The following is a 23,075-nucleotide window of genomic DNA, read 5'->3' on the forward strand; positions in this document are numbered from 1 at the left end:
TCCAATTTGTGCTAAAAGGGGTGCATTTTCCCCCCTCTTAAACATGAATGTGGTTTTTCTGTATGTTTTCTTTGACCCGGCTAAGATGGTTCAGCAAAGCCAGCTTCGCTTTTACCGGATCCCGTTCCTTAATGGCTTGCATAATAAGTAAATGTTCTTCGTAGACCTCGCTCTTTCGCCCCGGAATCTGCGCTGTTTTGCTCAGCGTCCGCTGAAGCAAATCCATATGCAGTTCAATCATATTGACAAGGACCACGTTATGCGTGGCTTTGGCGATCGACAGGTGAAATGCCTGATCCGGCTTCGAGCGATCCTCCGCGTTCTGATCGATCTCCCCCCACGTTGCGAAGGCTGCCTCAATCTCGGCAATATCTTCATCGGTTGCCCGCTTCGCCGCCAGTTCCACGATTCCCGTCTCGAACAATTCACGCGCCTCTAACAACTCGATGATGGTAGCGCGTTCAATGTTGTCCAGAATTCGGCTGCGATCCTCGGCAACGTCCAGGGCCTTGCTCAGGAAACGTCCGCCGCCCGGTCTGGCTTCAATCAATCCTTCGCGCTCCAGAATACGAAAGGCTTCCCGCAACGTTCCGCGGCTAATGCCGAAGGACTGGGCCAACTCCCGTTCTGTCGGCAGGACATCACCCGGAGCCAGATTCCCTTCCAGAATCAGATTCTTGATCTGTTCGATAACATCCTCGTACACCCGATGATATTTAATCTTCTTAATGGTCATATGACTACCCTCTCTATCCCTACTTGCGCAAACGATAATTGGGTGATCCAATTAACCGCACGTTTAGCATAAACGCATCTGAATAGGCTGTCAAGCATAAAAATAGCGCTTTCATCGATAAAATTACGGTAGTTTTGACCTATAAGGCAGTGGAAACCGGATAATTGGGTCATCCAATCATCCGATATATTGGGCGATTGAGCGCCTCTAGACGGCGATCCATGGAACGAAATAAATAACCCTGCCGTGGACGAAAATCCATGACAGGGTTTGTGCTCTAAGACTTCAAATTTATGACTGCGATCTCCGTTTGGTCCATTGCCATCTTATGTAACCATATAAGCCGCCCAATAGAACGAAGCCTCCGATCGCTGCTGCTGTTTGCCACCCGCTGCTCCGCTCCATCATTCCAAACGTTACCTGGGGCTGCAGGGTTTCCATCCGTTCATATTGCTTGGCCAGATCCAGATCCTGCGCATGTCTTTTTGTTAGCACCATCCCTTGCAGCATCATAAATGCAAAATAGCCTATATAGATCGCTGCGGCAAACAGCACGGATTCCATCGCCAGACGTTTACGCGTCATCATGATCCCCCTCCTCTCTCGTTCTTGTTTTCTAACCAATACCACCGTCTTTATATCCATTTCACAATCTCACTGATGACGTAAGCCGCCGGAATAATCACGAGCTGGGCCAGCATCGTTCCGAAAAACCGCGAAACCATCAGCATCGTATACACCTTGCCCAGCTGTTCCCTCGCTTCCTCATTACGGGTGGCTTTGTCCGTAATCAAACCAAGCTGGGGATCGATAAATATCGTTAAGATAATCGTTGCAATCCCGTTGATCAGTCCGGATGCTTGGGAGGCCATCGTGCTGTACTGGGGAACGAGATGCGCGGCATACAGGGATGCCAGGACACCTACCGTGTAAAAAGCCGTAACCACGATATTCAGCAAAATGAACCGTTTAGGTACGCCTAAGTAGCGAAACTGGCTCCACTTCAGATTCGGCTTCCTGATGTAATGCCGCGTATTCTTGAGCTGACCGATGGTCACGCTTGATACAAGCTTCGGAATGGATCCGGCGACCTCCAGTTTACTGATAATGCGGCTGAACAGATTGACGAAGGTAGGAAACAATGCAATCGCGACAATCGTTCCGATCGATGCAGCCAGCAATATCGCCCTGAAATAAGAGAGCACGTCAAACGAAGGATCCACTTTTGCATAATCCACGAATTTGCCCGTCAGCGGAGCTTGAACCAGGTTGGACGTCCGGGAAACCAGCACAATGATTCCGGTCAAGGATAACGCCACCGCAATTTTGTTCAATTTCACTCCGGCATATCTCGCAGAGTATGACAACGTCTCCGCCGTATGAATAATCATCGTCAGGACAAACACAACAATCAAGCTCTGTATCATAGAGGGTTCCTCCCCACCTGAGGTGCAGGCTAAGTCGTACCATATCATGTCACCGATTGAATCTGCAGTCTGTTTCTCCCTATATGTCTATCGCATTTACGGCCGGATTAGTACGTGCCCTCCCTGCTCTTGAAGCATGAATGCCGTCCGGTCATAGATATTCTGTAATTGCTGCCGAGTGATCAGGCTCGCGTTATGTTCAAACGTCACATGGAACCGTGAATTACGGGCGGCAACGTATTGCAAATAGGCATAGGCTTCGCCATAGTTCGCATCATGATCATGCTCCGGCAGCACCGGCAGATGATGCGTGAACTTGTCCTTCTCGTACCATACGTTACTGTAATGGACCAAATAAATCCGGGATGCCATCCGATCGAGAAATGGGTATGGGTCAAAACCTTGAAAGGCCCTGCGAGCAATATCAAGCCTGGCCGTATCCAGCACAAACCCGATGTCGGGATAAGCGTGAAAGCTATCGATCAGCACATCCCCGTAATCTCCAAAGAAATCATGCTCTAGCACAATGCGCTGCCCATAGCGAAGCTGGAGTTCACAGAGAAACTCAAATAACCGCTTCGACATTTCCCGGAATCTTTCTTTGCTCAATTGGCTGTAACTGTAACGCTCCTCGGGGCTAGGAAGTCTCGGGTACGGCGTGAAAGGCTCCTGAAAGACCGGATAAAACGGATAATGAAACAGCATATAATCTGCCCCCATACTGGAGGCTAACCGAACCTCGGCCGAGATTTGTTCAAGCGCTTCCCGAAAGACCTTGGGTTCGGGTGCATTGACTTGTGGCAACCGATATCCCGCTTCACGAAGAATCGGGGCATGAACACCGAACGCGATCCGCCGGTTACGGCAAAAATCGCTGACTTCAACCAACGCCTCCCGATTCGGAAAGCTGCATATTTCCATCCCGCTGATATGTTTGTCCGCAAGCCGTTCCCATCGCTCTTCCGTAAACTGATCCCACATGCCTATCTGTAAACGGCTTTGAGTCATGTGCTCAGCTTCTTTCGAATAAGACGAATTTGCCCGCGATGGTTGATCTCGTCCTCAAAGACGTGGAACCACATAAAATAGTAATTTGCGTGCCATCACCTTCGTTTCTTAGTTATGTACTTTCCTTACCGGGGCCGGCACGGAAATCACGACTCAGCCTTTATTCGCCCAAACTTATTTTAACATTATTTCCCTCCTGCGTATCCAGCAGCAACGGGTCTAGTAAGATTTTTTCGATGTTCCGAGCACTTGGCATAGTGATTCGAAGAATCATTCGTCCGTTTTGTAAAAAGATACGCAACCTTTTCCAGCTTTGCGGCGTTCCTTACATATAAGGAGCGATGCATATGAAAAAATACTTAACCGCCATTATTGTGCTGCCTCTATTCCTGCTTGCGGTCGGATGTACGCCAAGATACGAGGAGCCCGTCGACGGATACAAGCCTTCGTCCGTGGATGACTACTTTCCAATCCCGGAAAGTGCAGCGCTAATGCAGTCCATTCCGGAACCTCAGAACCCTAATATTGATAACGGCGCTAAATACGAGGTGAAGGGCATCGGCGGTGAACAGGGCTTGGCCACGCCTAAGCGCTACTTCGAAGAGATACAAGCCGCAGGCTGGACCCAATTGGAAGAAAAACAAATGGGCCATGTTCACTTTTTCCAAAAGGACGATACCGTGGTCGCACTGGAAGTTCGTGAGGATTCCCTGACTGTCTACGAAATGATCAAAGATGCCAAATTTTAAATCCCGTATAACCAACATGCAAAAAGGACCGTCCCGCGGTCCCTTTTTCGTCTATCGCCCTATATTCTTCTTCATCCCAATGGTGAATCGCTGAAAGCCCAGTTTCTCGTAATACGGTTCTAGTCCTTCCTCACACATCAGTTGCGGGAAGACACGGGACTTCTCGCAATGTTCAACCAATCGACCGAGGATCCGTCGGCCTATCCCTCTGGACTGATAATCCGGATGTACGCCTAATCCGCAAATAACGCCGGTGATCACCCCGTCGGAAATCACACGTCCCATGCCCACTAATTTCTGTCCTTCAAACGCATAGACGGCATACCAGCTATTCAAGCACATCATGTTCAATTCGGTAACGGATAGATGGATAGAATTCCAACCAAGCGAAGCGTACAAAGCCTCCAGTTGCTGAAAATCCTCTGGGTAAACACGGATTTGGTCCCTTCCGGACCCAGTCGGTTAAAATACTCCAGACTCAGCGCCGCCAAATCGACCAAGGGCACCTGCTCCTCCGCGGCCAGCTCCCGAACGGCCGTAATATAATCGCCATGCGTGTCCTCCAGCCTTCCCTTACCATCAAAGCAACGGCGGTGAACAGGGGTAACCAGGATCGGAGTTGCCTGTTTCTCCCGGCAAACGTCCACGTACCGTCTTAAAAACTCCCTGTATGTCGAGTTAGGTTCCGTATACCTCCCCTCGTCGCGCTTCTGATCGTTATGGCCAAACTGAATCAGCATATAATCATGGGGTTTCATCTTCTCCCGGATTTGCTCCAGGATTCCCTCCGCAATAAAGCTCTTGGAGCTTCGGCCGGAACGTGCATAATTGCTCACGGCCGCATCCGCTTTTATGAATGCGGGCAGCATTTGCCCCCACCCGGCATAGGGATAGCCGTCCGCAGGCTGGTTTGTTACCGTCGAATCCCCAGCCAGGAACACCTGGCACGCATGCGGTGCAGGCAGCACTTCCAGTGCGTTAATTCGGGGAGCCCGCCCAGAAAAGTACAATACGATTCTCCCTTGAACCGCTGGCACCGTCATACTGTAACGTTCAAAGTGGCCTGCCGGGATGAGTTTTCCTTCCAGCAGCATCTGTCCTTCCGTCCCCCGAATGGAGGTTTCCGTATCAAACCAGGCATCGCCCATCAACAAATGCAAAGTGTACAGGCCATCCGCCACATCGACCTGATACTCAGCATTCAGCGGTATGATAAAATCACCCGTTAATGCCTCTTCCCCCGCCCGATTCACGGCGGAGACGCTGGATAGGGAATGGAATCCGTAGCCAAGCTCAGGACTATATAAGGTCTCAGCGGTTATTTTGATATGTTCATGGCCTGGCGCTTCCGTACCGAAATCGAATTTATACATGGTTTGCAACGACCTTCACCTCTCCCGGTCGAAATTCATCTAAGTCCATTATGGAACGGTAACCGCCGAACATACATTCAAATAACCGTCCTCCATGTTCAAATAACCGACTAAATAAAGAAGAGCCGCACCGATTATCCCGGGTATTGGAATAACCTCGCATGTATTGACAGCGTTTACAACCCGGTACATAATGTGTACACAACATTTTAGGACCCGTGCAAGGAGACGTTGCCGTGCAAAAATGGATGACGATCTATAAAAATATGAAAATTAAAAATAAACTTTCCCTTCTTATCAGCCTAATCGTTGCCATGGCATTTGCGTTCGCCGTCATCGTCCAGCAGTATGCCTTCTCCATCTACGACGAGCAGCTGTACCTCAAATCATCCCAGGTCCTTCACCTGTCTTCCTCCGCGATTGAGTCAGAGCTCGAGCGGGTCGAACAGTTATCCTTTAATATCATTACGGATACCCAGATCCAGAATATATTGCGTTCCATCGCCGGGAGCGAATCCGATTATGACAGGCTCATCCTCCGGCAGCATTTGGTAGACCGCCTCCTGAATTATGTCGGTTCCGAGCCCATGCTCTACTCCATTCACCTGATCGATTCATATGACCATCAACAGGACGTCGGCAGCGTCGTCCCGATTGATCCTGCCAAGAAGGAACGGATTCTTCAGCTTGCCGGGGACGCGGATGGAGAAGAACGCTGGATATACCCGGACGAAAGTGATTCGGCCCTTCTACTTTCCCGGGAAATAAGATCCTATTCCGGCACATTATTCGATCTTAACTACTTGGGCACCATCATCATTCGCATCAATATAGACAAAATCGTCCGGAAATCCGCCGGCGGGGAAGGCGACCTGATCGTGACCTCGGGTGCGGATGTGATCTATCCCGCAACGCCGCACTTCGATCCGGCGGTCATTCAATCCTCCCTGTCAACCGGAAACGGGTACCTTACCCGGGAAATCGATGGCCACACCTACTTCATTGCACATAACCGATCGGGCAACACGGGCTGGACATACCTGAATGTCACGCCCTTTAACCAAACCTTCAAGCAAATCATATTCATTAAAGAGCTTGTCATCATCGTATTTACCGTTATTTTCGCGGTTGCGATTCTGCTCGGCATCAGGTTCAGCCGGGGGCTGACACGTCCTATCGAAGGTCTCATCACCCGGATGAAACTCGCGGAAAAAGGAAACTTCGCGGAAGCCAACGTGCTACCTCAGGACGCAGCCCCCGTCGCCATGAACGAGCTGGGACTGCTGCATCGCACATTCCGTCTCATGATCGAGCGAATCAACGCCCTCATTACCGAGAACTATTCAAACCGGCTGTTGATCAAAGAGACCGAGTTTAAAGCGCTGCAAGCGCAAATCAATCCTCACTTTCTGTATAACACGCTGGAATCCGTGAACTGGCTGGCGAAGATGAACAAACAGTCCCAAATCTCCGACATGGTGCAGGCATTAGCCTTCCTTCTCCGAAACTCCGTCAGTTTGAAAGAGCCCATTCTGACATTGGGGGAAGAATTGGAGATCGTCCGAAACTACGTCATCATACAAAAATTCCGGTTCGAAGACCGCTTACAATTTACGCTGGATGTACAAGAGCAGGATCTGCACCGCAAAATACCCAAGCTGTCCCTTCAGCCCCTGCTCGAAAACGCAATTCATTACGCACTGGAGCCATCCGTTGACCCTTGTCGAATTACGTTGTCCTGCAAGGAGACGCCTTCCGCATTCTGCGTCATCGTCGAGGATGACGGTCCCGGCATGGCGCCGGATACCCTGACACGTCTGCGAAGCGGCGATTTGGCCACCGGCGGTAACGGAATCGGACTGTTAAACATCGAAGAACGGATCAAGCTGGCTTTTGGCGACCATTACGGTTTATCCATCGACAGCGGACCGGGTCTTGGAACCCGCGTGATTCTGTCTTTACCCAAATAACGGAGGGATTCGAATGTACAAAGTACTTCTTGTGGACGATGAACGGATTATTCTGGACGGCATATCTCAGATGGTGGACTGGTCGGCATACCGAACCGAGCTGGCGGGTACCGCCCAGAACGGAATTCAAGCGTATGAAAAAATCGTCAGGGAGAGCCCGGATATCGTCGTGTGCGACATTCGCATGCCCGGACTCGACGGTCTGGAGCTCGTTGCCAAGACCCACGCCTCCCATCCTCATATCAAATTCGTGCTACTGTCCGGCTTCGGCGAATTCGAGTATGCTAACCGCGCCATGCAATACGGCGTGAAGCATTACCTGCTGAAGCCGACCGACGAGGACAAGATCGGTGGAGCGCTGAAAGAGGTCATCGACGAGCTGATCCAGAACCGGAACAAGGAAACGTTTGTCCAGGAGATGAAGGACCGGCTCCGGAAGGTGCTGCCCCATGTCAAAGAACAGGTGCTCAAGGAGTTCGTCACCAACAAGACCTATGGGCGCCATGATCTGGAGGAGTACCGGAGCCTGTTCGAATACGATTTCGATCAGCCTGTGCGTCTTCTGCTGTTCCAGCTGGAAGGCTCCGTCGAATTCGAGCATCAATTCGCCGTGAAGAACATCGCCGAGGATCTGCTGGACACGACGCTGCTGAGCACGACCATCGGGCAGCAGGTCCTGGTGCTGATCGAGGACCGTAACGATCAGCAGCGGCTTCATCAGCAGCTCCAGGATATCCGCTGCATTTTTAAGCAGTATTACAAAATGGACGTCACGATCGCGATCAGCGATCCCGGGCCTGTTACCCAGGCGCGGAGGCTGTACCGGGATACGCTGCAGTGCCTGAACTACCGATTCTACTTGGACGAAAGCGGAATGATCACAACCGAGGATACGCTGCACGGCAGCGGTATGGAAGGAAGCTTCGTCCTTGATGAGGAGCGGCTGTGCATGCCCGTCCGATCAGGCCATCGAAACGAAGCGGAGCATGCCCTGACCGAGTTCGTTCAGGAACTGAAGCGTGCGCAGCTGAGCATCGAGATGACCAAATCCTATATCATTCAGCAATACGTATCCCTCATCCGGCTGACCGATCCGGACCAGATGCAGGAACGTTACGCGCGAATCCCGGAAATCGCCGAGATGAGCACGCTCCAAGCGATTCAAGGCGTACTGGAAGAAACGGTTCGGGAAATCACGCTGCGAAACTTTGAACGGAACAAGGTCAAATACAACGCCATCGTGCGCAAGGTGGTGGAGATCATCGAGAACCAGCTGGGCAACTCGGAGCTTACCCTCAACCTGGTCGCAAACGACATGCTGTATATGAACGCCGACTATCTTGGCAAGCTGTTCAAAAAGGAGACCGGCGAGAAGTTCTCCAATTACGTGATGAAGCTTCGGATGAAACGCGCAACCGAAATGATGCTGAGCGATCCCGATATCAAAATTTTTGAAATGGCGGAGCGGCTCGGTTTTGGCGACAATCCTCAATATTTCAGCCAAGTGTTCAAGAAACAGATCGGCTGCACGCCCTCCGAATATATGAAAAAGAGCGATTAACTTGTACGTACATCTCTGCTTTTTAAACAAACTGCACGGTTTTTTTCCTTACTCTTTCTCCTCGAAAACTAGATAATTGGGAATGTAAGCACTAACATTTGAAACGATGATTCGTGGTCCATCAACAAAGGGGAGGAAATGGAATGAAAAAAGTGTTTAACGCGGTCCTGATGTTTTCCCTGATCGGAAGCTTGATCGGCTGTTCGGGCGGAGGCGCTGCCGAACAGCCGGCAAACGGCGGAACCGGAACGGAAACGCTGCCGGCTGCTGCAAGCGATAGCAAGGATCCGGTCAAGCTCCGCATTGCGTGGTGGGGCGGTCAGTCCCGGCATGATTATACCTTGAAGGTCATCGAAATGTATGAGTCCCAGAATCCGCATGTCACCATTGAACCGGAATATGCCCCATTCGATGACTATTGGAAGAAGCTTGCTCCCCAAGCGGTGGCCGGCGGACTTCCGGACATTATCCAAATGGACATCTCTTACCTGAATCAATATGCAGGCCGGAATCAGCTGGCGGATTTGAAGCCGTTCACCGAGAGCGGCGAGCTGGATGTCGCCGACGTCAGCGAGAATGCGCTGAGCGGCGGTGAGGTCAACGGCAAGCTGGTTGCCATGAACCTCGGCGTGAACGCACTCCAAACCACGTTTGACGTCGAGACGATGAAGAAGAACGGCATCGATATTCCGTCCAAGGAATGGACCTGGGACGACATGGACAAAATGGGGGCCCAAGCCAAAGAAAAAGGCCTGCAAATCGGAGGTTTTGCTTACCGGCATGACGTCTTCTTCCCGTACTATTTAAGAACCATCGGCCAGAAAATGTACAGCGCTGACGGCAAAACGATCGGGTACAGCGACGACCAGCCCTTTATCGATTACTTCACCCGCTACCAGAAATGGTACGACAACGGATATATCCTGTCTCTCGACAAGGAAGCCCAGAAGAAAGGCGTAGCGGAGGAGGATGAAATCGTCCTTGGCAATTCCATCTCGGGCACCGGCTGGTCCAACCAGTTCCTTGCCGTGGCCAATCTGGTAACCGACCGTTCGTTGGAGTTGAATCCGATGCCGGGTCCCGGAACGAAGGACGGTCTCTTCCTGAAACCTTCGATGTATTTCTCGGTCACCGAAACCTCGAAGCACAAGGAAGAAGCCGCCAAATTCATCAGCTTCTTCATCAACGACATCGAGGCCAACAAGCTGATCAAGGGCGAACGCGGCGTTCCCGTATCCGCCAAGGTAAAGGAAGCGCTGAAGCCGCTCCTCTCCGAGAACGAAGCCAAAATTTTCGACTATGTCACTTGGGCTGAGGCCAACAGCACGCCAGGAGATCCGCCTAACCCGATCGGTGCGGTAGAGATCGAGAAGCTGCTGCGAGATCTCAGCGAACGCATCCTGTTCAAGAAAATCTCGATCGAAGATGCCGCGGCCGAGTTCCGCAAGGAAGCGAATGCCATCTTGGCCAGATCTCAGCAATAACCAGGATACGGCTAGACAAGGCATCTCCCGCACGTCTTTCCCGTGCAAGAGATGCCTTTTTACATCAGTGACCCCTGCACGGGGCGCAACCAAATCTGAATCGTAGGGGTTGAAGTCTATGAAGAGGCTCCGCGAGAACGAGCACATCACCGGTTACGTGTTTTCAGCGCCGTTCGTTCTTGGTTTTCTCATCTTTACCTTATATCCAATCCTGTCGTCCCTGTATTATTCGTTCACCAATTACAATCTGATGGAAGCGCCGAGATGGCTGGGCCTCGGGAATTATGAGCGGTTGTTTCTGGAGGACGACAAGATCGGCAAGTCCTTTCAGGTCACATTCACCTATGTATTCGCCAGCGTTCCCCTGCGCCTCATTTTCGCCCTCTTCGTTGCCATGATTCTGAATACCGCAACCAAAGCCGTAGGGCTGTACCGCTCCGCCTTTTACCTGCCTTCCCTCATCGGGGGAAGCGTGGCCGTGGCCATCATGTGGCAGCAGATCTTCGGCGACAAGGGGCTCGTGAACTCTGCCCTGTCCCTCTTCGGAATCCATTCCACGACCTCTTGGATCGGGAATCCCAGCACGGCGCTTTGGACGCTCATCGCATTGTCCATCTGGCAGTTCGGCTCCTCGATGATCATTTTTCTGGCCGGCTTGAAAAATATACCGAAGGATTACTACGAAGCCGCCAGCGTGGACGGTGCCAATGCGGTCCATCGCTTTTTCAAGATTACGCTGCCTATGCTCAGTCCGATCATTCTCTTCAATCTGACGCTCCAGACGATCTCGGCGTTCCTGACCTTCACCCCCGCCTACATTATTTCGCGCGGCGAAGGCGGCCCGCTGGATCAAACGCTGCTTTATTCGCTCTATTTATACCGCAAGGCGTTCTCGCATTTTGAAATGGGTTACGCGTCGGCTCTTGCCTGGATCATGCTCATTATCGTCGGTGTCCTGACCTTGCTCATCTTCAGATCATCCACCCGCTGGGTTCATTACGAGACGAAAGGAGATTGACGGTTATGACCACATCCAGACGTGTTCTCTACCATACCCTGGTCGGATTGTTCGCCCTCGGTATGACCTATCCGATTCTGTGGCTGGTCGCCAGCTCGCTTAAGCCCAATCATGAAATATTCACGACGGCTTACAGCCTGATTCCGAGTCGGCTGGAATTCTCGAATTATGCTACAGGCTGGAAGGGTTTTGCCGGGACCACCTTCGGCACCTTCTTCAAGAACTCGTTCATCATTGTCATCATCTCCACCATCGGGGCCGTCGCCTCCTCGGCGCTTGTCGCCTTCGGATTGGCTCGGACCAAGTTCTTCGGACAGCAGTTCTGGTTCGCCTGCATGATGATTACGATGATGCTGCCTCATGATGTCGTGATCGTTCCGCAGTATGTGATGTTCGCCAAATTCGGCTGGCTGTCTTCCTTCAAGCCGTTAATCGTTCCCCAATTCTTCGGCATTCCGTTCTTCATCTTTCTGATCATGCAGTTCATCCGCACGATTCCGAAGGAACTGGACGAAGCCGCCAAGATTGACGGATGCAGCAAGTACGGGATTTTCTTCCGGGTCGTTGTGCCGCTGATCGTGCCCGCGCTCATTACATGTTCGATTTTCTCCTTCTACTGGAGATGGGACGATTTCATCAATCCGCTCATTTATTTGAATAATCCTGAGAAATATCCCGTGTCACTTGCCTTGAAGTTGTTCCTTGACGGGGAGTCGCTTAATAACTGGGGCGGCATGTTTGCCATGGCTACCTTATCGCTGCTGCCGGTCGTCATTGTCTTCTTTATCTTCCAGAAATACATCGTGGAAGGGATCAGCACGACGGGATTGAAAGGGTAATCCATACACTCAATTGAATATGAAGGGAGTTTCTCATCATGCCAGCACTTGTATTTGATGATCAACAAATTGAGAATGTCATAGACCGGGTGGTCGACCGGACCTTTCGCATGGATTTCAGCTGGGATTGGCCGGGCGGGGTCGCCTTTTACGGGGTATGCGAAGCCTACAAGGCCACCGGCAAAAAGGAATATCTGGAACAGCTGAAAGCCTGGGTCGACGAAAATATGGAAGAGGGGCTGCCGAAGCTGTCCGTCAACGGCGTCTCCATCGGCCACTCCCTCCTGACGTTGTACGAGGTTTATGAGGATGAGCGGTATATCGAAACGGCCAAGGAAATGGCCGAGTATCTTACTCATGATGCACTGCGTTTCGGCAACGGCATCTTTCAGCATACGGTGAACTCCGAAACGTATAACTTTCCGGAGCAGGCGTGGGTCGATACGATGTTCATGGCAGGCTACTTCCTGCTTCGGATCGGCGTGATGCTGGACCGGGAGGATTACTTCGAGGATGGTTTGAAGCAGTATCACGGCCATGAGGATTGCCTGCAGGATCCCGTCACGAATCTGTATTACCACGGCTGGGACAACATCGCCGGCAACCATATGTCAGGCGTCTTCTGGTGCCGGGGCAATGCCTGGGCCGCCATCACGATGGCTCGTGCCCTGGAGCTTGTGCCGGTCACGCATCCGTCCTTCATGATCATCGAAGGCTCGCTGCGCGACCAGCTCAGCGCCCTGGTCCGGCTGCAGCATGAATCCGGCCTGTGGCATACGATTACGACCGATCCGCAATCCCCGCTGGAAACGTCCGGCTCGGCCGGCATCGCCGCCGCCCTGTTGACCAAAGGACGCATCTATAATAAATACACGCAGAAATCGATTGACGGCATCTTGGCCAAAATCACCGAGGATGGTACCGTAACCGGCGTATCTGCAGGTACGGCCGTCATGAAGGACGCCGCAGGTTACAGAGGCGTGCCCGATAAGCGAATCCAGGGCTGGGGCCAAGGCCTAGCCTTGACCTTTCTCGCAGAAGTGCTGAAGATCAGGAGCAATCCTTATTGATTAAATAAGATACAAAAAAGGCAGGATGGAGAGGATCAAGTTCGCCTCTACAGCCTGCCTTTTCGTTATATGCGTTTCCACAAGCGAATGGTATTGATTAATAATGATGAACATGAACCGACTGCACCCGATATACTTTCATCCCATATCATTGGTTTAGTCTCCCCGTCTCCCATCGCTAATCTTCACGATTCCCCGTCTACGCTGTTTATTCATTGTCCCCTGTCTCGTCTTCTCCGTTATCCTTAGCTTGATCTTCGGTTTTCTTCGGATGCGGCGTTCCGTCAAGCCCGTAGATTTCGTCATAAGCGTCGAATATCTTCCTCGCAATCGGCGCGGCGCTTTGCGAGCCGAAGCCGCCTTCCGGTACAACGACGGCCACCGCCAGCTTCGGGTTGTCGCGCGGAGCGAAGGCGATGAAGACGCCGTTATCAATCTTCTGCCACTTCCCATTCACTTTAGCTTCCTGCTCGGAGGTTCCCGTTTTGCGGGCGAAGTCATATTTAAAATCATCAAAGGCTGCGAGACTCTGCGTATTCATCCCCCGCTTAATGGTCTGCCAGTACGTTTTGGGGAATTCGACCTCATTCAGGATCTCGCGCCCGAATTCCTTGACCACGTTGCCATCCTGGTCCGTGATTTTGCTGACCAGCTGCGGCTTGATGCGCTTGCCTTCATTCGCCAGCATGACGGTGTATTGAGCAAGCTGTAGAGGGGTGTATTTCCCCTGCTGACCGAAGGAAGCGTAGGCTAAAGCCGCCAGATTACTTCCCGCTGCTTTGGTATCGGTATAATTTTTCAGTCCTTTATGCTCGTTGGGCAAGCCGCTCCCCGTTACGACGCCAAGACCAAACTTCTCCATATACTGATCCCAGACCGTAACGCCCTTCTCCCCGCCATACTTGCTGACTAGCCTTTTGCCGATCATATCAATCATAAAAGCATTCGAGGATTGCTGAATCGCTAACTGCGGCTTGATGGGTCCGTTTCGATGACCGCTCGAGTTGGAAATTCTCGTTTCGCTTCCTTCCCGACCAATGGTGGCGTACCCTTGATCAGGATAAGTGTCATTAATGCCAAATAACCCCTCATTAAGCCCGATCAGCACCGTCAGCGGTTTAATGACGGAACCGAGAAAAATCATGGATTCAAAGCCGTTTCCCGATCTGCCCGATCCGTAGATCGTAATCGTGCCGTTTCCCGACGCGTCCACGACATCCTGCGTAATTTTGCCTCCGCTTTCCCATACATTCGGGTCGTAATCCGGCATGCTGGCCATCGCGACCACATGACCGGTATCCACCTCCATGGCCACGGCGTATCCGGTTACGGCATTCTTATGAAGCTTGCCCGATACCGGATGAGTATGGAGATATTGGAGCTGATCCATGATGGCCTGCTCCGTGGCAAGCTGAATGTCTTTATGAATCGTGGTGTGAATATTATGGCCTTTTTCAGGGGCGACCATCGTCGGTACGCCGTCCACCATATTCTGCGGATTGATTGGAATGCTGAGATACCCGCTCTTGCCGCGCAGTTCTTCCTGATACATCCGCTCCAATCCGTCATACCCCACCGATTCTTCTTCCGTGTAGATCATGCCGGGATTATCCTGATCCTTGTTGCTCTGATCAATTTCCTCATAAACTTTTACGGATTTAGAACCTTTGAACTTCCTTAAGTATCCGATCGTCTGAACAGCCACCGTATCCGGATCATAGTGCCTTACATTCTCCTCCACGATCTGGATGCCGGGAAACTTGGCGCGGTTCTCCATGAAATAAGCGATCTCTTCCTTTGTCAAATCGGATTTGATGCGTCTGGGCTCATAACCATGCTGCTTGATATACTCCAGGTCCAAGGCCTCAATCACTTTTTTTACGGTCATCGGTTCCAGGTTCGGATCCCCATACTTGTTAAACGCCTGGACAAGCCGCTTGGCCATCTCCTCCGCTTCCGGCCGGTTTTCTTTTCCTTTGTCCGTCTTCTTGCTGTAATCCTTCATGAGCGTGATATATAAAGAATTTGAAGCCGTAGAGTATGCAAGCTTGGTGCCGGACGCATCGATGATGGACCCCCGGATCGGCTGCAGCGGGAAATGCTTCTGCTCCCCCCCGGTTTCCTGGCTTGCCAGCTCCGGTCCCTCTACGAACTGTAATATGGCAAGGCGAACGATAATGACGCAAAAGATTAAAAATGCGCTGAAAAAGAAAATATTGATCCGTCCATGGAATTTACGCCTGGTTTCTGATTCATCCGGTACGTCTTTATAAGGTTTAAAGCCGATCACATTGTCTACGCTCCTTTGTTATATGGTTTAATCCAGCCAAGTCGGCAAATGCGGGTTGTTCTCGAATTCGAATATTCTCTTCAGCTGCTCCTTGGTATTCCGTTCTTCGGACAACGGCGGCAGTTCGTCCTGAGGGAAAAAACCGACCGCGGACGTTTCGGTGCCTACGCCTGCGGCTCCGCCCGTAATGTCGCACTGAATAAACATTTTGTACACGTGGAAGGCCGAAGGCGGATGGTTATGAAATTTCTTGTCCAATACGGCCAGCAGCCTCCCTGCACGCACGTCGTAACCGGCCTCTTCCTTCACTTCCTTCACCACGACCTCCGCAGGGGATAAGCCGATGTCCGCCCATCCTCCCGGCAGCGCCCAGGCCCCGTCGGCCTTTTCCTTCACCAGCAGCAGCTTTCCGTCTTGAAAAATAACGCCGCGGACATCCACCTTCGGCGTCTGGTATCCGGTTTCACTCGCAAACAGCGTACGGATCTTCTCTTCGCCTGCTTCGGTATACTCCTGCATGATCTGGATGCTGAGCTCCCTCAGCTGCTCAAACCGTTCTTTGTCGTAAACGTCCCTCGTATACTCCAGTCCGGCCTGGCTGATGGCCTGCATCTCCTTGGCCCACGCTAACCATTTTATTGTCATAGGTTTCATCCTCTTCAAAGAATCTCATAATATCTAACGCCTGTTATCCGTGATTGGTTTATAATGGAAGTGCTTGATTTCAAAATTATAACATATTTTCTAGCAAGTTATGAGACAAAGGATATAAAGGGGGGACAGCTGGACATGAAAAAAATGCGGCCGGTGTTATACATTGTTCTTCTAATCATGGTGTTCGGTACCGGGTACTACATCGGATCCAGGTCCGAGAACGTAACGCCGATCTCGAAGGAAAATGCCCGCAAAGCCGTTCAGACCCTGTGGGTGAAGGCCGCCGAACCTCCGCTGCCCAAGGTCAGCATTGACGGCACCGAGATCAATCTCCAACGTGGCGGTTATTCGTGGTGCAACGGGGATAACTGCGCGACGATGGATGCGGCCCGTCCCAGGCTCGAGGATATGACGCCGGTTGCGGTCCAAGGCGGTGCCGACATTCAATCGAAGCCGCCCGAAGGAATACAAGGCTTCACCATCCTCAACCTGACGGATTCAGGTAACGATGGATATACCGTGCCAGCGAAAGCCGGCTCGTACCTGTACGAAATTCACTGCACATGGCCTCTGGATCAAGGTGAAGCCCGCTTTTATTTTGCGGTGAAGGTTGAATAGACCTGCTCTGGATCGATTAACCAAGCATTTCCGCATTCGAAAAAGAAACAGCCCCGGCGCCAGGGCTGTTTCTTCGTTTCCATTATGAATTTGTTGTCTTCTTCTCTTCCCTTTGATTCGTTCGGATTAAAGCATACGCCAACTGTCCGACCATTCCGAGGAACAAGCCCGTCCCGACGACGATGTAAACCATGGTGAAGGTTTTTCCGAGCGGCGTCTGCGGCACGAATTCCGGATGCCCTACCGTGCTCAAGGTCACCACGCAGAAATAAAGGGCATCCAGCACCGACAAGCCTTCTTGCCTGGTATAAAACATCGTGCCCGATAACAGCATGATGACGATCAGCACAAACAGCGCCATGAAATACCGCTGCTTGAACGCTCGAAACAAACCGCTGAGGAGACGTTTTAACGTTAATAAAAAAGAGATCATCCGAGAACCGTCCTATTCTATATCTGGAGTAAATGTTGCATACATCACATACACCCTATTATATCAGCGTTTATGCTTCACGCCCATTCCGCTACGGTTGAACGGAAAGAATATTCCCTTCGGCATCGATGCTCCGAAATATGAAGCCGCCGGTCTGGTCGGCTGGCAGCTGTTCATAATGGATGGCGTAGCCTTGCTCCACGTCGATTTCCATGTAAATCCCGGCTAAAGCCTTCACCTGTTCCAGATCTTCGATCGGTTTATCGTCCCAAGGCTCATTGGTGACGATGATTTTCTTGCTTTCGGATTCCGACGTCTCCACCGCCACCAGGGTGTCATAGATGCCGTCACCACGATGACTGGCAGACCAGGTTCGTACAAAAGGTTCATCTTCGGACTTGGGTTCCAGCGCGACCCCGTTCGTAATTTTATGCAGCAGTCCCCATTTGCTCTCCAGGACGTTGACCGTCTTTACATTCCCATCTTGCCAGACGATCAGCTTATGATGATCCTCTGACTTTTCGTACAGCTTATCCCCGGTATACGCAGGGTGAACGCGCCGTATCGTCTGCTCTTCATTGTATGCATAGCCGTCCAGGAACAGTGGCAGGTAGCTGATGACGACCACAACGGCCGCCAGTATGAGAAACATGGCTTTTTTCAAAACAACAGCTCCTTGTATCCTTTGGAACGCGTATCATCTTATCCGGCCGATTAGCCCTGAAGGGCAAGCAGCTCCCGAATTTCCGCTTCGGACCAGCTTGAAAGCGACTCTTCCCCCGGCTGAACCAGCTCCTCGATCAGATCCTTTTTCTTCTGCTGCAGAGCCACCATTTTATCCTCGATCGTATCTTGAGCAACGAAGCGTATGACCTGCACAACCTTCTTCTGACCGATACGGTGCGCCCGGTCCATCGCCTGCTGCTCGACTGCCGGATTCCACCACAGGTCATACAGGATCACCGTATCGGCCCCGGTCAGATTGAGCCCCGTTCCGCCTGCCTTCAGCGATATCAGGAATACCTCGCGTTCCCCCTCGTTGAAGCGTTCGCACAGCTCCACCCGCTCCGATCCCGGCGTCTGTCCGTCCAGGTAAAAAAACGGAATCCCCCGATATCCCAGCTCCCCGGCGATCAGGTTCAGCATGCCTGTAAACTGGGAGAATACCAGCATCCGTCTCCCTGCAAGACGACATTCCTCGATCGTTTCCAGCAGCTGCTCAAGCTTGGCCGAACCGCCCTCGTAGCCTTCCACGAACAGAGCCGGGTGACAGCAGATCTGTCGCAAACGGGTAATGCCCGCCAGGATGCGGATCCGGTTCTTCTGGAAACCGTCCTGTGCCAAATGCTTAAGCGTCTCCTGCCGCAGTTTCGCAAGATAGGCGGTATACAGCTTCTTCTGTTCGATCAGCAGGCCTGAGGCCTGAATCGTCTCGATTTTCTCCGGCAGCTCCTTAAGCACGTCCGATTTCAGCCTGCGGAGCAGGAAAGGACGCACCCGTTTCACCACCGCTTCTTTAGGCAGTTCATGAAATGCTTTACGGTCACCGAAAAGAGCCGGGAAAACGGCATCGTAGATGGACCATAATTCCTCCAGGCGATTCTCGACCGGCGTGCCTGTCAACGCAAACCGATAACGGGCATGGAGCGTTTTTACGACTTGAGCCGTTTGCGTCGCGTAATTTTTGAAGGCTTGGGCTTCATCCAGAATCAAGGTTAAGAAAGGCAGTTTCGCATATCGCTGGATATCCCTGCGGAGCAGCGGGTAAGAAGTGATGACAACATCCGCTTTGCCTATATTCTGGATCACCTTCGCGCGCTCGGACAGCGTGCCATCGGCAATGACGGCCTTGATCTCCGGCGCAAACTTCTTAAGCTCGTTAAACCAGTTATAGAGCAGGGAGGCAGGAGCCACAATGAGCGCGGGTTCTTTGCGCTCCCGGATCTCAGGCAGCAGCGACAGCATGAAAGCGATGCTCTGAATGGTTTTGCCTAGTCCCATATCATCGGCCAAGATGCCGCCGAAGCGGTAATGGGCCATCGTCTTCATCCACTGGAAGCCGAACTTCTGATAATCCCGGAGAACCGTTTCCAGGCTGGCCGGCACGGCAAAGTCCAAATGATCCGGATTCTTCACATTCTGCAGCATCCGGCGCAGGGAACGGCCAAGCTGGACCGATGATCCCGAATCCTCCCAATCCAGCAGTTGAAGTCCTTGGACCGCCGGCAGTTTAAACCGCGTCCCCTCCCCTTCGTACAGCCAAGGTCCCACCCGGTTCATTAAAGCAACCATGGCCTGGAACTCCGCGCTTTCCAGCGGAAGCAGCGCTCCGTTTCGCAGCCGATGATATTTGCGCTTTTCTTCGAGCGATTTGACGATTTCCCGGATTTCGGCTTCGCGAATCCCCTCCATGTCAAACTTCAGTTCAAGCCAATCCGTCCGTTCATCGACCTCCACCCGAACCTTGGCTCCCATCGGTTCAGTGAGCACCCGCTCCTTCACCGCCGTCGTTGCATAAACAACCAGCAGCTTCTCCAGCTGCGGAATCGTATGATACAAAAATTCATATTCGGCATCCTCGTTATTCATGAAGAAACCGCCGTCAGTCCTGGCAAAAGAGGCGTTCTCCATGAGCTCCAGAATCCGCTGCTCCGTCTCTCCATCGCGTACAAGAATCGAGCTGCTGCTGCGTTTGGCGCGGTGTCCCTCCAGCGGATTGATGATGATGTCGCCGTATTGAAATTCGAGTCCGGCCAATAGACGGCCGCGGACACGGTCCAGAAACAGCTTCGCTTTTAAAGGCGTTTTGACGATACGGTCGGACACGGTCTGCGCCACATGCACGCTGCCCAGTTTCATCAGCCCCGGTACCACCCGCTCCATGATGGACTCCATCATCTCCGGCTGTATCCGAATATGCGGTGTGTTGGAAGGTTCAAGCAGCAGCTTCATCTCGGCGAGCCTTTTGCAAGCATCCATTTCAAGCTGTATCAGCCTGCCATCCGCAATGACGACCCCGTACCCCTCCAGCACGGTGATCCGCTCCAATCCGTCGATCTTCATCAGATATTGATCATCCGCAGCCTCATCGAACTCGAATTGCAGCGGGATCGGTTCCTGAGCGAACTCCAGCTTATCCGTCATGATTCCATCCATAGACAAGAGGGCTTGAACCGAAGAACCGAGCGCCTCCCGTACTTGAGGCCAAAAGGCAGGAGGAATGATCAGCATTCGGTCGCCGTTCCCCTTTTTGCCAGGCGAAGCGTAAATGTCCAGTGACTGTTGATACATGCTCTCATGATCGGAAATACGGATCAGCTCCTGCAGAAGCGCGTCATCCTCCTTTTTGAGGCTGTGCACCTCCGGATCGTAGGTGAAATTCTTCGTGAACACGCAGGCTGCGCCGCGTTTCACGCACGCTAAGAACTCCCGAATCCGCTGTACGATGTACAAGCGTTTGTTCCCTACTCGCAGCTCGACGCCGAACAGGTATTTCCGGTCCCCGTGCGGATATAGCTTGAAAATGCACTCCATCTCCAGAACCTCTCGGGTATCAAAGCGGGATGTCGCCGCAGCCCTCCGGCCGCCGGAATACGTGAACAATCCGAGCAGCTGGCTGCTGAGCAGCGCATCCCGTTCTCTTTCGCTCGAGCTTCTGCCATATTCCGGTGAGTGCCGGGGCGTTAACTGTCCTTCTTCCATGTTCACGTTGGCGGAAGGATGTAATAATGATGGAAAGGGGCGCATCGGAGCTTCAACCGTTTGTTCAATATCCCGTATGTTCAGGAGGAGAGCCGCAATATGCCTGCACCGCTTTCGGGAAAATCCGTAATCGATGCAGCTGCATTCCGTGTATACGTCCCCGTTCGAGTCAATCTCCGCATAGGCGATTCCCGACTCCTGATCTTTCACTTCAGCCTCGTATTTTCGAGCGTCCGGATCCTGCTTCAGCATCGATACATAACCATCTCTATATAAAACCCCGCCGCGGTCGTAGGAGGTTTTTCCGCATAACAGTTTGATCACCCGTTCAGTCAGCTGGTAACCCATAACCACATTCCTTTCTCTATTGCCTGTTAAAAAACAGTATACCATTTTCTCATATCTTCAAAAAAAAAGAACTCACCGCTACGGCAAGTTCCTGCGCTCTTTGTCATCGACCTTGGTCATCCTTTCATATCGCTTGTTATTCCCTTTCCATGCCCCGTTGGATACGATAAAGCCCACCGCGATATAAATGGGAAAATAATCTTAGATGCGCTTGTAATACAGCACCGTTCCGGCAAGCTCACCGTTAGAGGATATGGCATAATCGGGTATAACTCCAGCTTGGATGTAACCCAGAGACTGATACAGCTTGTTGGAAGGGTCCCCCTCCCGGGTATCCAAGACCAATAGGGTTCTGCCCTCTGCCTTGGCTTTCGGCTCCAGATGCAGCATCAGCGTTCTGCCGATGCCTCCGCGGCGGGAAGCCGGATCTACCATCAATTTCGCCACCTCGGCCCGATGTCTGCCATTCGCTTTCGTTGCGCACTGCAATTGAACCGTGCCGATCATCTTCCCATCCTGCATGGCTGCCCACAGGGTAACCCCTGGGCCAAGCGCATCCTTCCAGTAAGCGGAAGCTTCATCATAAGACAGCGGAGCTAAGAATCCCACCGAGGCCCCATCTTCTACAACCCGAATCAATAATTCCGTTAATTGATGATGCGTGTCGGTTTCTAATCGGTCGATCTCCACAATCGTAAACTCCTGATTCATGTTCGGACACCCCTCTCTCATCTATTAAACCCATTCTATCCGTTCTGTTGCCATATGTAATCATGTTCTGCAAAGTCAAGCCATGCCGCGCGCTCAGATTCCCTTATCGTTTCAAGATGTCTGCCAGCGCTTCATTCATCGTATCGTATGCAAAATGAAAACCTGCCTTGCAGAGTCGGTCCGGAATCACCCAGCGGCTCTTCAGCACGAGTTCCGTTTCCGTACGTATAAGCCTGGCCCCCAGCTCAAGCAGCCATTTAGGCGACGGCAATCCCATTCTGCGATTCAACGCAAACCGAAGCTGCTCCATCAGTTCCTTGTTCGTCACCGGATAAGGAGATGCACCATTAAAAACCCCGCTCAGCTCTTCCTTCTCCTGCAAAAACAGAATCATGCGATACAGATCCTCCACATGGATCCAGCTGAACCTTTGCTTACCCGTACCTTGGACGCCGCCGAGCCCGAATTTTACCAAGTTAACATAAGGCGTCATGACACCGCCGCCAGGTCCCAGCACAATGGCAATGCGCAGGGCGATTTGCCTCGTCTGAGGCAATCGGAATGAGAAGAAAGCGCGCTCCCATTCCTTGGCAACCTCGACGGAGAAGCCTTCGCCGATCTCGCCCTGCTCCTCCGTCATCGGCTTATCTTCGGCATGGCGATAAATCGTGGCCGTGCTGGAATTAAACCAGGTACGCGGAGGAATACGGCAGGCCTCAACGGCGCTGCCGAGTATGTTCGTTGTCTCTGTTCTCGATTTCAGAATAAGCTCCTTGTTGTTTTCATTGTAACGGCAATTAACGGATTTGCCCGCTAAATTAATGAGCATATCCGCACCCTCCAGGGCAGCGACGATGGCTTCGCGATCGTTCCAAGCGATATGACCCTGCCGTCGGGAGATCATAAGTACCTGTGCTTGCTGCTCATTCGTGAATTTTTTCGCAAGATAAGTTCCGATAAAACCAGTTCCACCAGCTAAAACGATCTTTTTCATAAAATAGAATCAGCTCATTTCTCTATGTTTTATCCACATCATATACTCCATTTGACCATCGTTTCTTCCAATATACCATTTTTTCAATAG

Annotated in this window: 21 protein-coding genes and 1 pseudogene; 8 read left to right on the forward strand and 14 right to left on the reverse strand. The window is 51.8% G+C overall.

Annotated elements, in window-relative coordinates:
* Positions 1 to 37 precede the first annotated feature (37 nt).
* The 5 genes and pseudogenes from P0X86_RS21980 to P0X86_RS22000 all read right to left on the reverse strand — a co-directional run.
* Positions 38 to 736 (reverse strand): FadR/GntR family transcriptional regulator, encoded by a 699-nt coding sequence (locus P0X86_RS21980; RefSeq protein WP_015736438.1) that lies wholly within the window; start codon positions 734 to 736, stop codon positions 38 to 40.
* Between the two features lie 291 nt (positions 737 to 1,027).
* Complete coding sequence (locus P0X86_RS21985; protein WP_277746432.1) at positions 1,028 to 1,324, reverse strand: hypothetical protein; 297 nt, start codon at positions 1,322 to 1,324, stop codon at positions 1,028 to 1,030.
* A gap of 47 nt (positions 1,325 to 1,371) precedes the next feature.
* Positions 1,372 to 2,163, reverse strand: coding sequence for a lipid II flippase Amj family protein (locus P0X86_RS21990; protein WP_015736440.1), 792 nt, complete (start codon positions 2,161 to 2,163; stop codon positions 1,372 to 1,374).
* 96 nt (positions 2,164 to 2,259) lie between these two features.
* On the reverse strand, positions 2,260 to 3,171 hold the full coding sequence (locus P0X86_RS21995) for a sugar phosphate isomerase/epimerase family protein (RefSeq protein WP_277746433.1): 912 nt from the start codon (positions 3,169 to 3,171) through the stop codon (positions 2,260 to 2,262).
* Positions 3,168 to 3,266 (reverse strand): annotated as a pseudogene (locus P0X86_RS22000) (DinB family protein); the annotation flags it as partial. The gene P0X86_RS21995 and the pseudogene P0X86_RS22000, both read right to left, overlap by 4 nt.
* A 252-nt stretch (positions 3,267 to 3,518) precedes the next feature.
* On the opposite strand from P0X86_RS22000, the gene P0X86_RS22005 reads away from it, so the two are divergent.
* Positions 3,519 to 3,920: a hypothetical protein gene (locus P0X86_RS22005; protein WP_277746434.1), complete on the forward strand. Its 402-nt coding sequence runs from the start codon at positions 3,519 to 3,521 to the stop codon at positions 3,918 to 3,920.
* A 51-nt stretch (positions 3,921 to 3,971) separates the two neighbouring features.
* Here the strand turns inward: P0X86_RS22005 and P0X86_RS22010 are convergent, their stop codons facing one another.
* Both P0X86_RS22010 and P0X86_RS22015 read right to left on the reverse strand, forming a co-directional pair.
* Positions 3,972 to 4,358, reverse strand: coding sequence for a GNAT family N-acetyltransferase (locus P0X86_RS22010; RefSeq protein WP_277749072.1), 387 nt, complete (start codon positions 4,356 to 4,358; stop codon positions 3,972 to 3,974).
* Positions 4,268 to 5,293 carry a rhamnogalacturonan acetylesterase gene (locus P0X86_RS22015; RefSeq protein ID WP_277749073.1) on the reverse strand — a complete coding sequence of 342 codons (1,026 nt, stop codon included), beginning with the start codon at positions 5,291 to 5,293 and terminating at the stop codon, positions 4,268 to 4,270. The genes P0X86_RS22010 and P0X86_RS22015 overlap by 91 nt, the downstream gene beginning before the upstream one ends.
* A gap of 236 nt (positions 5,294 to 5,529) precedes the next feature.
* Between P0X86_RS22015 and P0X86_RS22020 the strand changes: the two genes are divergently transcribed.
* The 6 genes from P0X86_RS22020 to P0X86_RS22045 all read left to right on the forward strand — a co-directional run bounded on the left by P0X86_RS22020 (position 5,530) and on the right by P0X86_RS22045 (position 13,235).
* Positions 5,530 to 7,263: a sensor histidine kinase gene (locus P0X86_RS22020; protein WP_277746435.1), complete on the forward strand. Its 1,734-nt coding sequence runs from the start codon at positions 5,530 to 5,532 to the stop codon at positions 7,261 to 7,263.
* 13 nt (positions 7,264 to 7,276) lie between these two features.
* Positions 7,277 to 8,824 (forward strand): response regulator transcription factor, encoded by a 1,548-nt coding sequence (locus tag P0X86_RS22025; protein ID WP_277746436.1) that lies wholly within the window; start codon positions 7,277 to 7,279, stop codon positions 8,822 to 8,824.
* Positions 8,825 to 8,967: 143 nt separating this feature from the next.
* Positions 8,968 to 10,308, forward strand: a complete 1,341-nt coding sequence (locus tag P0X86_RS22030) for an ABC transporter substrate-binding protein (RefSeq protein ID WP_277746437.1) — start codon at positions 8,968 to 8,970, stop codon at positions 10,306 to 10,308.
* A gap of 118 nt (positions 10,309 to 10,426) precedes the next feature.
* Positions 10,427 to 11,326 carry a carbohydrate ABC transporter permease gene (locus P0X86_RS22035; protein WP_096776784.1) on the forward strand — a complete coding sequence of 300 codons (900 nt, stop codon included), beginning with the start codon at positions 10,427 to 10,429 and terminating at the stop codon, positions 11,324 to 11,326.
* A gap of 5 nt (positions 11,327 to 11,331) precedes the next feature.
* The gene (locus P0X86_RS22040; protein ID WP_096776785.1) at positions 11,332 to 12,165 is read left to right on the forward strand and encodes a carbohydrate ABC transporter permease; all 834 of its coding nucleotides are present in this window, start codon (positions 11,332 to 11,334) and stop codon (positions 12,163 to 12,165) included.
* 38 nt (positions 12,166 to 12,203) lie between these two features.
* Positions 12,204 to 13,235, forward strand: a complete 1,032-nt coding sequence (locus tag P0X86_RS22045) for a glycoside hydrolase family 88/105 protein (RefSeq protein ID WP_015736451.1) — start codon at positions 12,204 to 12,206, stop codon at positions 13,233 to 13,235.
* A gap of 208 nt (positions 13,236 to 13,443) precedes the next feature.
* Here the strand turns inward: P0X86_RS22045 and P0X86_RS22050 are convergent, their stop codons facing one another.
* Positions 13,444 to 15,525: a peptidoglycan D,D-transpeptidase FtsI family protein gene (locus P0X86_RS22050; RefSeq protein ID WP_277746438.1), complete on the reverse strand. Its 2,082-nt coding sequence runs from the start codon at positions 15,523 to 15,525 to the stop codon at positions 13,444 to 13,446.
* Positions 15,526 to 15,552: 27 nt separating this feature from the next.
* Positions 15,553 to 16,170 carry an NUDIX hydrolase gene (locus tag P0X86_RS22055; protein WP_220684516.1) on the reverse strand — a complete coding sequence of 206 codons (618 nt, stop codon included), beginning with the start codon at positions 16,168 to 16,170 and terminating at the stop codon, positions 15,553 to 15,555.
* Positions 16,171 to 16,314: 144 nt separating this feature from the next.
* Here P0X86_RS22055 and P0X86_RS22060 point away from each other — a divergent pair, with 144 nt between their 5' ends.
* Positions 16,315 to 16,797, forward strand: coding sequence for a hypothetical protein (locus P0X86_RS22060; protein WP_277746439.1), 483 nt, complete (start codon positions 16,315 to 16,317; stop codon positions 16,795 to 16,797).
* Between the two features lie 82 nt (positions 16,798 to 16,879).
* On the opposite strand, the gene P0X86_RS22065 is transcribed toward P0X86_RS22060, so the two are convergent.
* The 5 genes from P0X86_RS22065 to P0X86_RS22085 all read right to left on the reverse strand — a co-directional run bounded on the left by P0X86_RS22065 (position 16,880) and on the right by P0X86_RS22085 (position 22,985).
* Complete coding sequence (locus tag P0X86_RS22065; protein ID WP_015736455.1) at positions 16,880 to 17,230, reverse strand: potassium channel family protein; 351 nt, start codon at positions 17,228 to 17,230, stop codon at positions 16,880 to 16,882.
* A 91-nt stretch (positions 17,231 to 17,321) separates the two neighbouring features.
* On the reverse strand, positions 17,322 to 17,894 hold the full coding sequence (locus tag P0X86_RS22070; RefSeq protein WP_096776790.1) for a hypothetical protein: 573 nt from the start codon (positions 17,892 to 17,894) through the stop codon (positions 17,322 to 17,324).
* A 50-nt stretch (positions 17,895 to 17,944) separates the two neighbouring features.
* Complete coding sequence (locus P0X86_RS22075; RefSeq protein ID WP_277746440.1) at positions 17,945 to 21,280, reverse strand: DEAD/DEAH box helicase; 3,336 nt, start codon at positions 21,278 to 21,280, stop codon at positions 17,945 to 17,947.
* Positions 21,281 to 21,481: 201 nt separating this feature from the next.
* Entirely contained in the window at positions 21,482 to 21,991 is a 510-nt protein-coding gene (locus tag P0X86_RS22080) for a GNAT family N-acetyltransferase (protein WP_277746441.1), read from the reverse strand.
* 103 nt (positions 21,992 to 22,094) lie between these two features.
* Complete coding sequence (locus P0X86_RS22085) at positions 22,095 to 22,985, reverse strand: TIGR01777 family oxidoreductase (protein WP_277746442.1); 891 nt, start codon at positions 22,983 to 22,985, stop codon at positions 22,095 to 22,097.
* Between the last annotated feature and the right edge of the window lie 90 nt (positions 22,986 to 23,075).

It is taken from the genome of Paenibacillus sp. BR1-192, assembly GCF_029542445.1.
In the GTDB taxonomy this organism is placed as follows: domain Bacteria; phylum Bacillota; class Bacilli; order Paenibacillales; family Paenibacillaceae; genus Paenibacillus_AQ; species Paenibacillus_AQ lautus_A.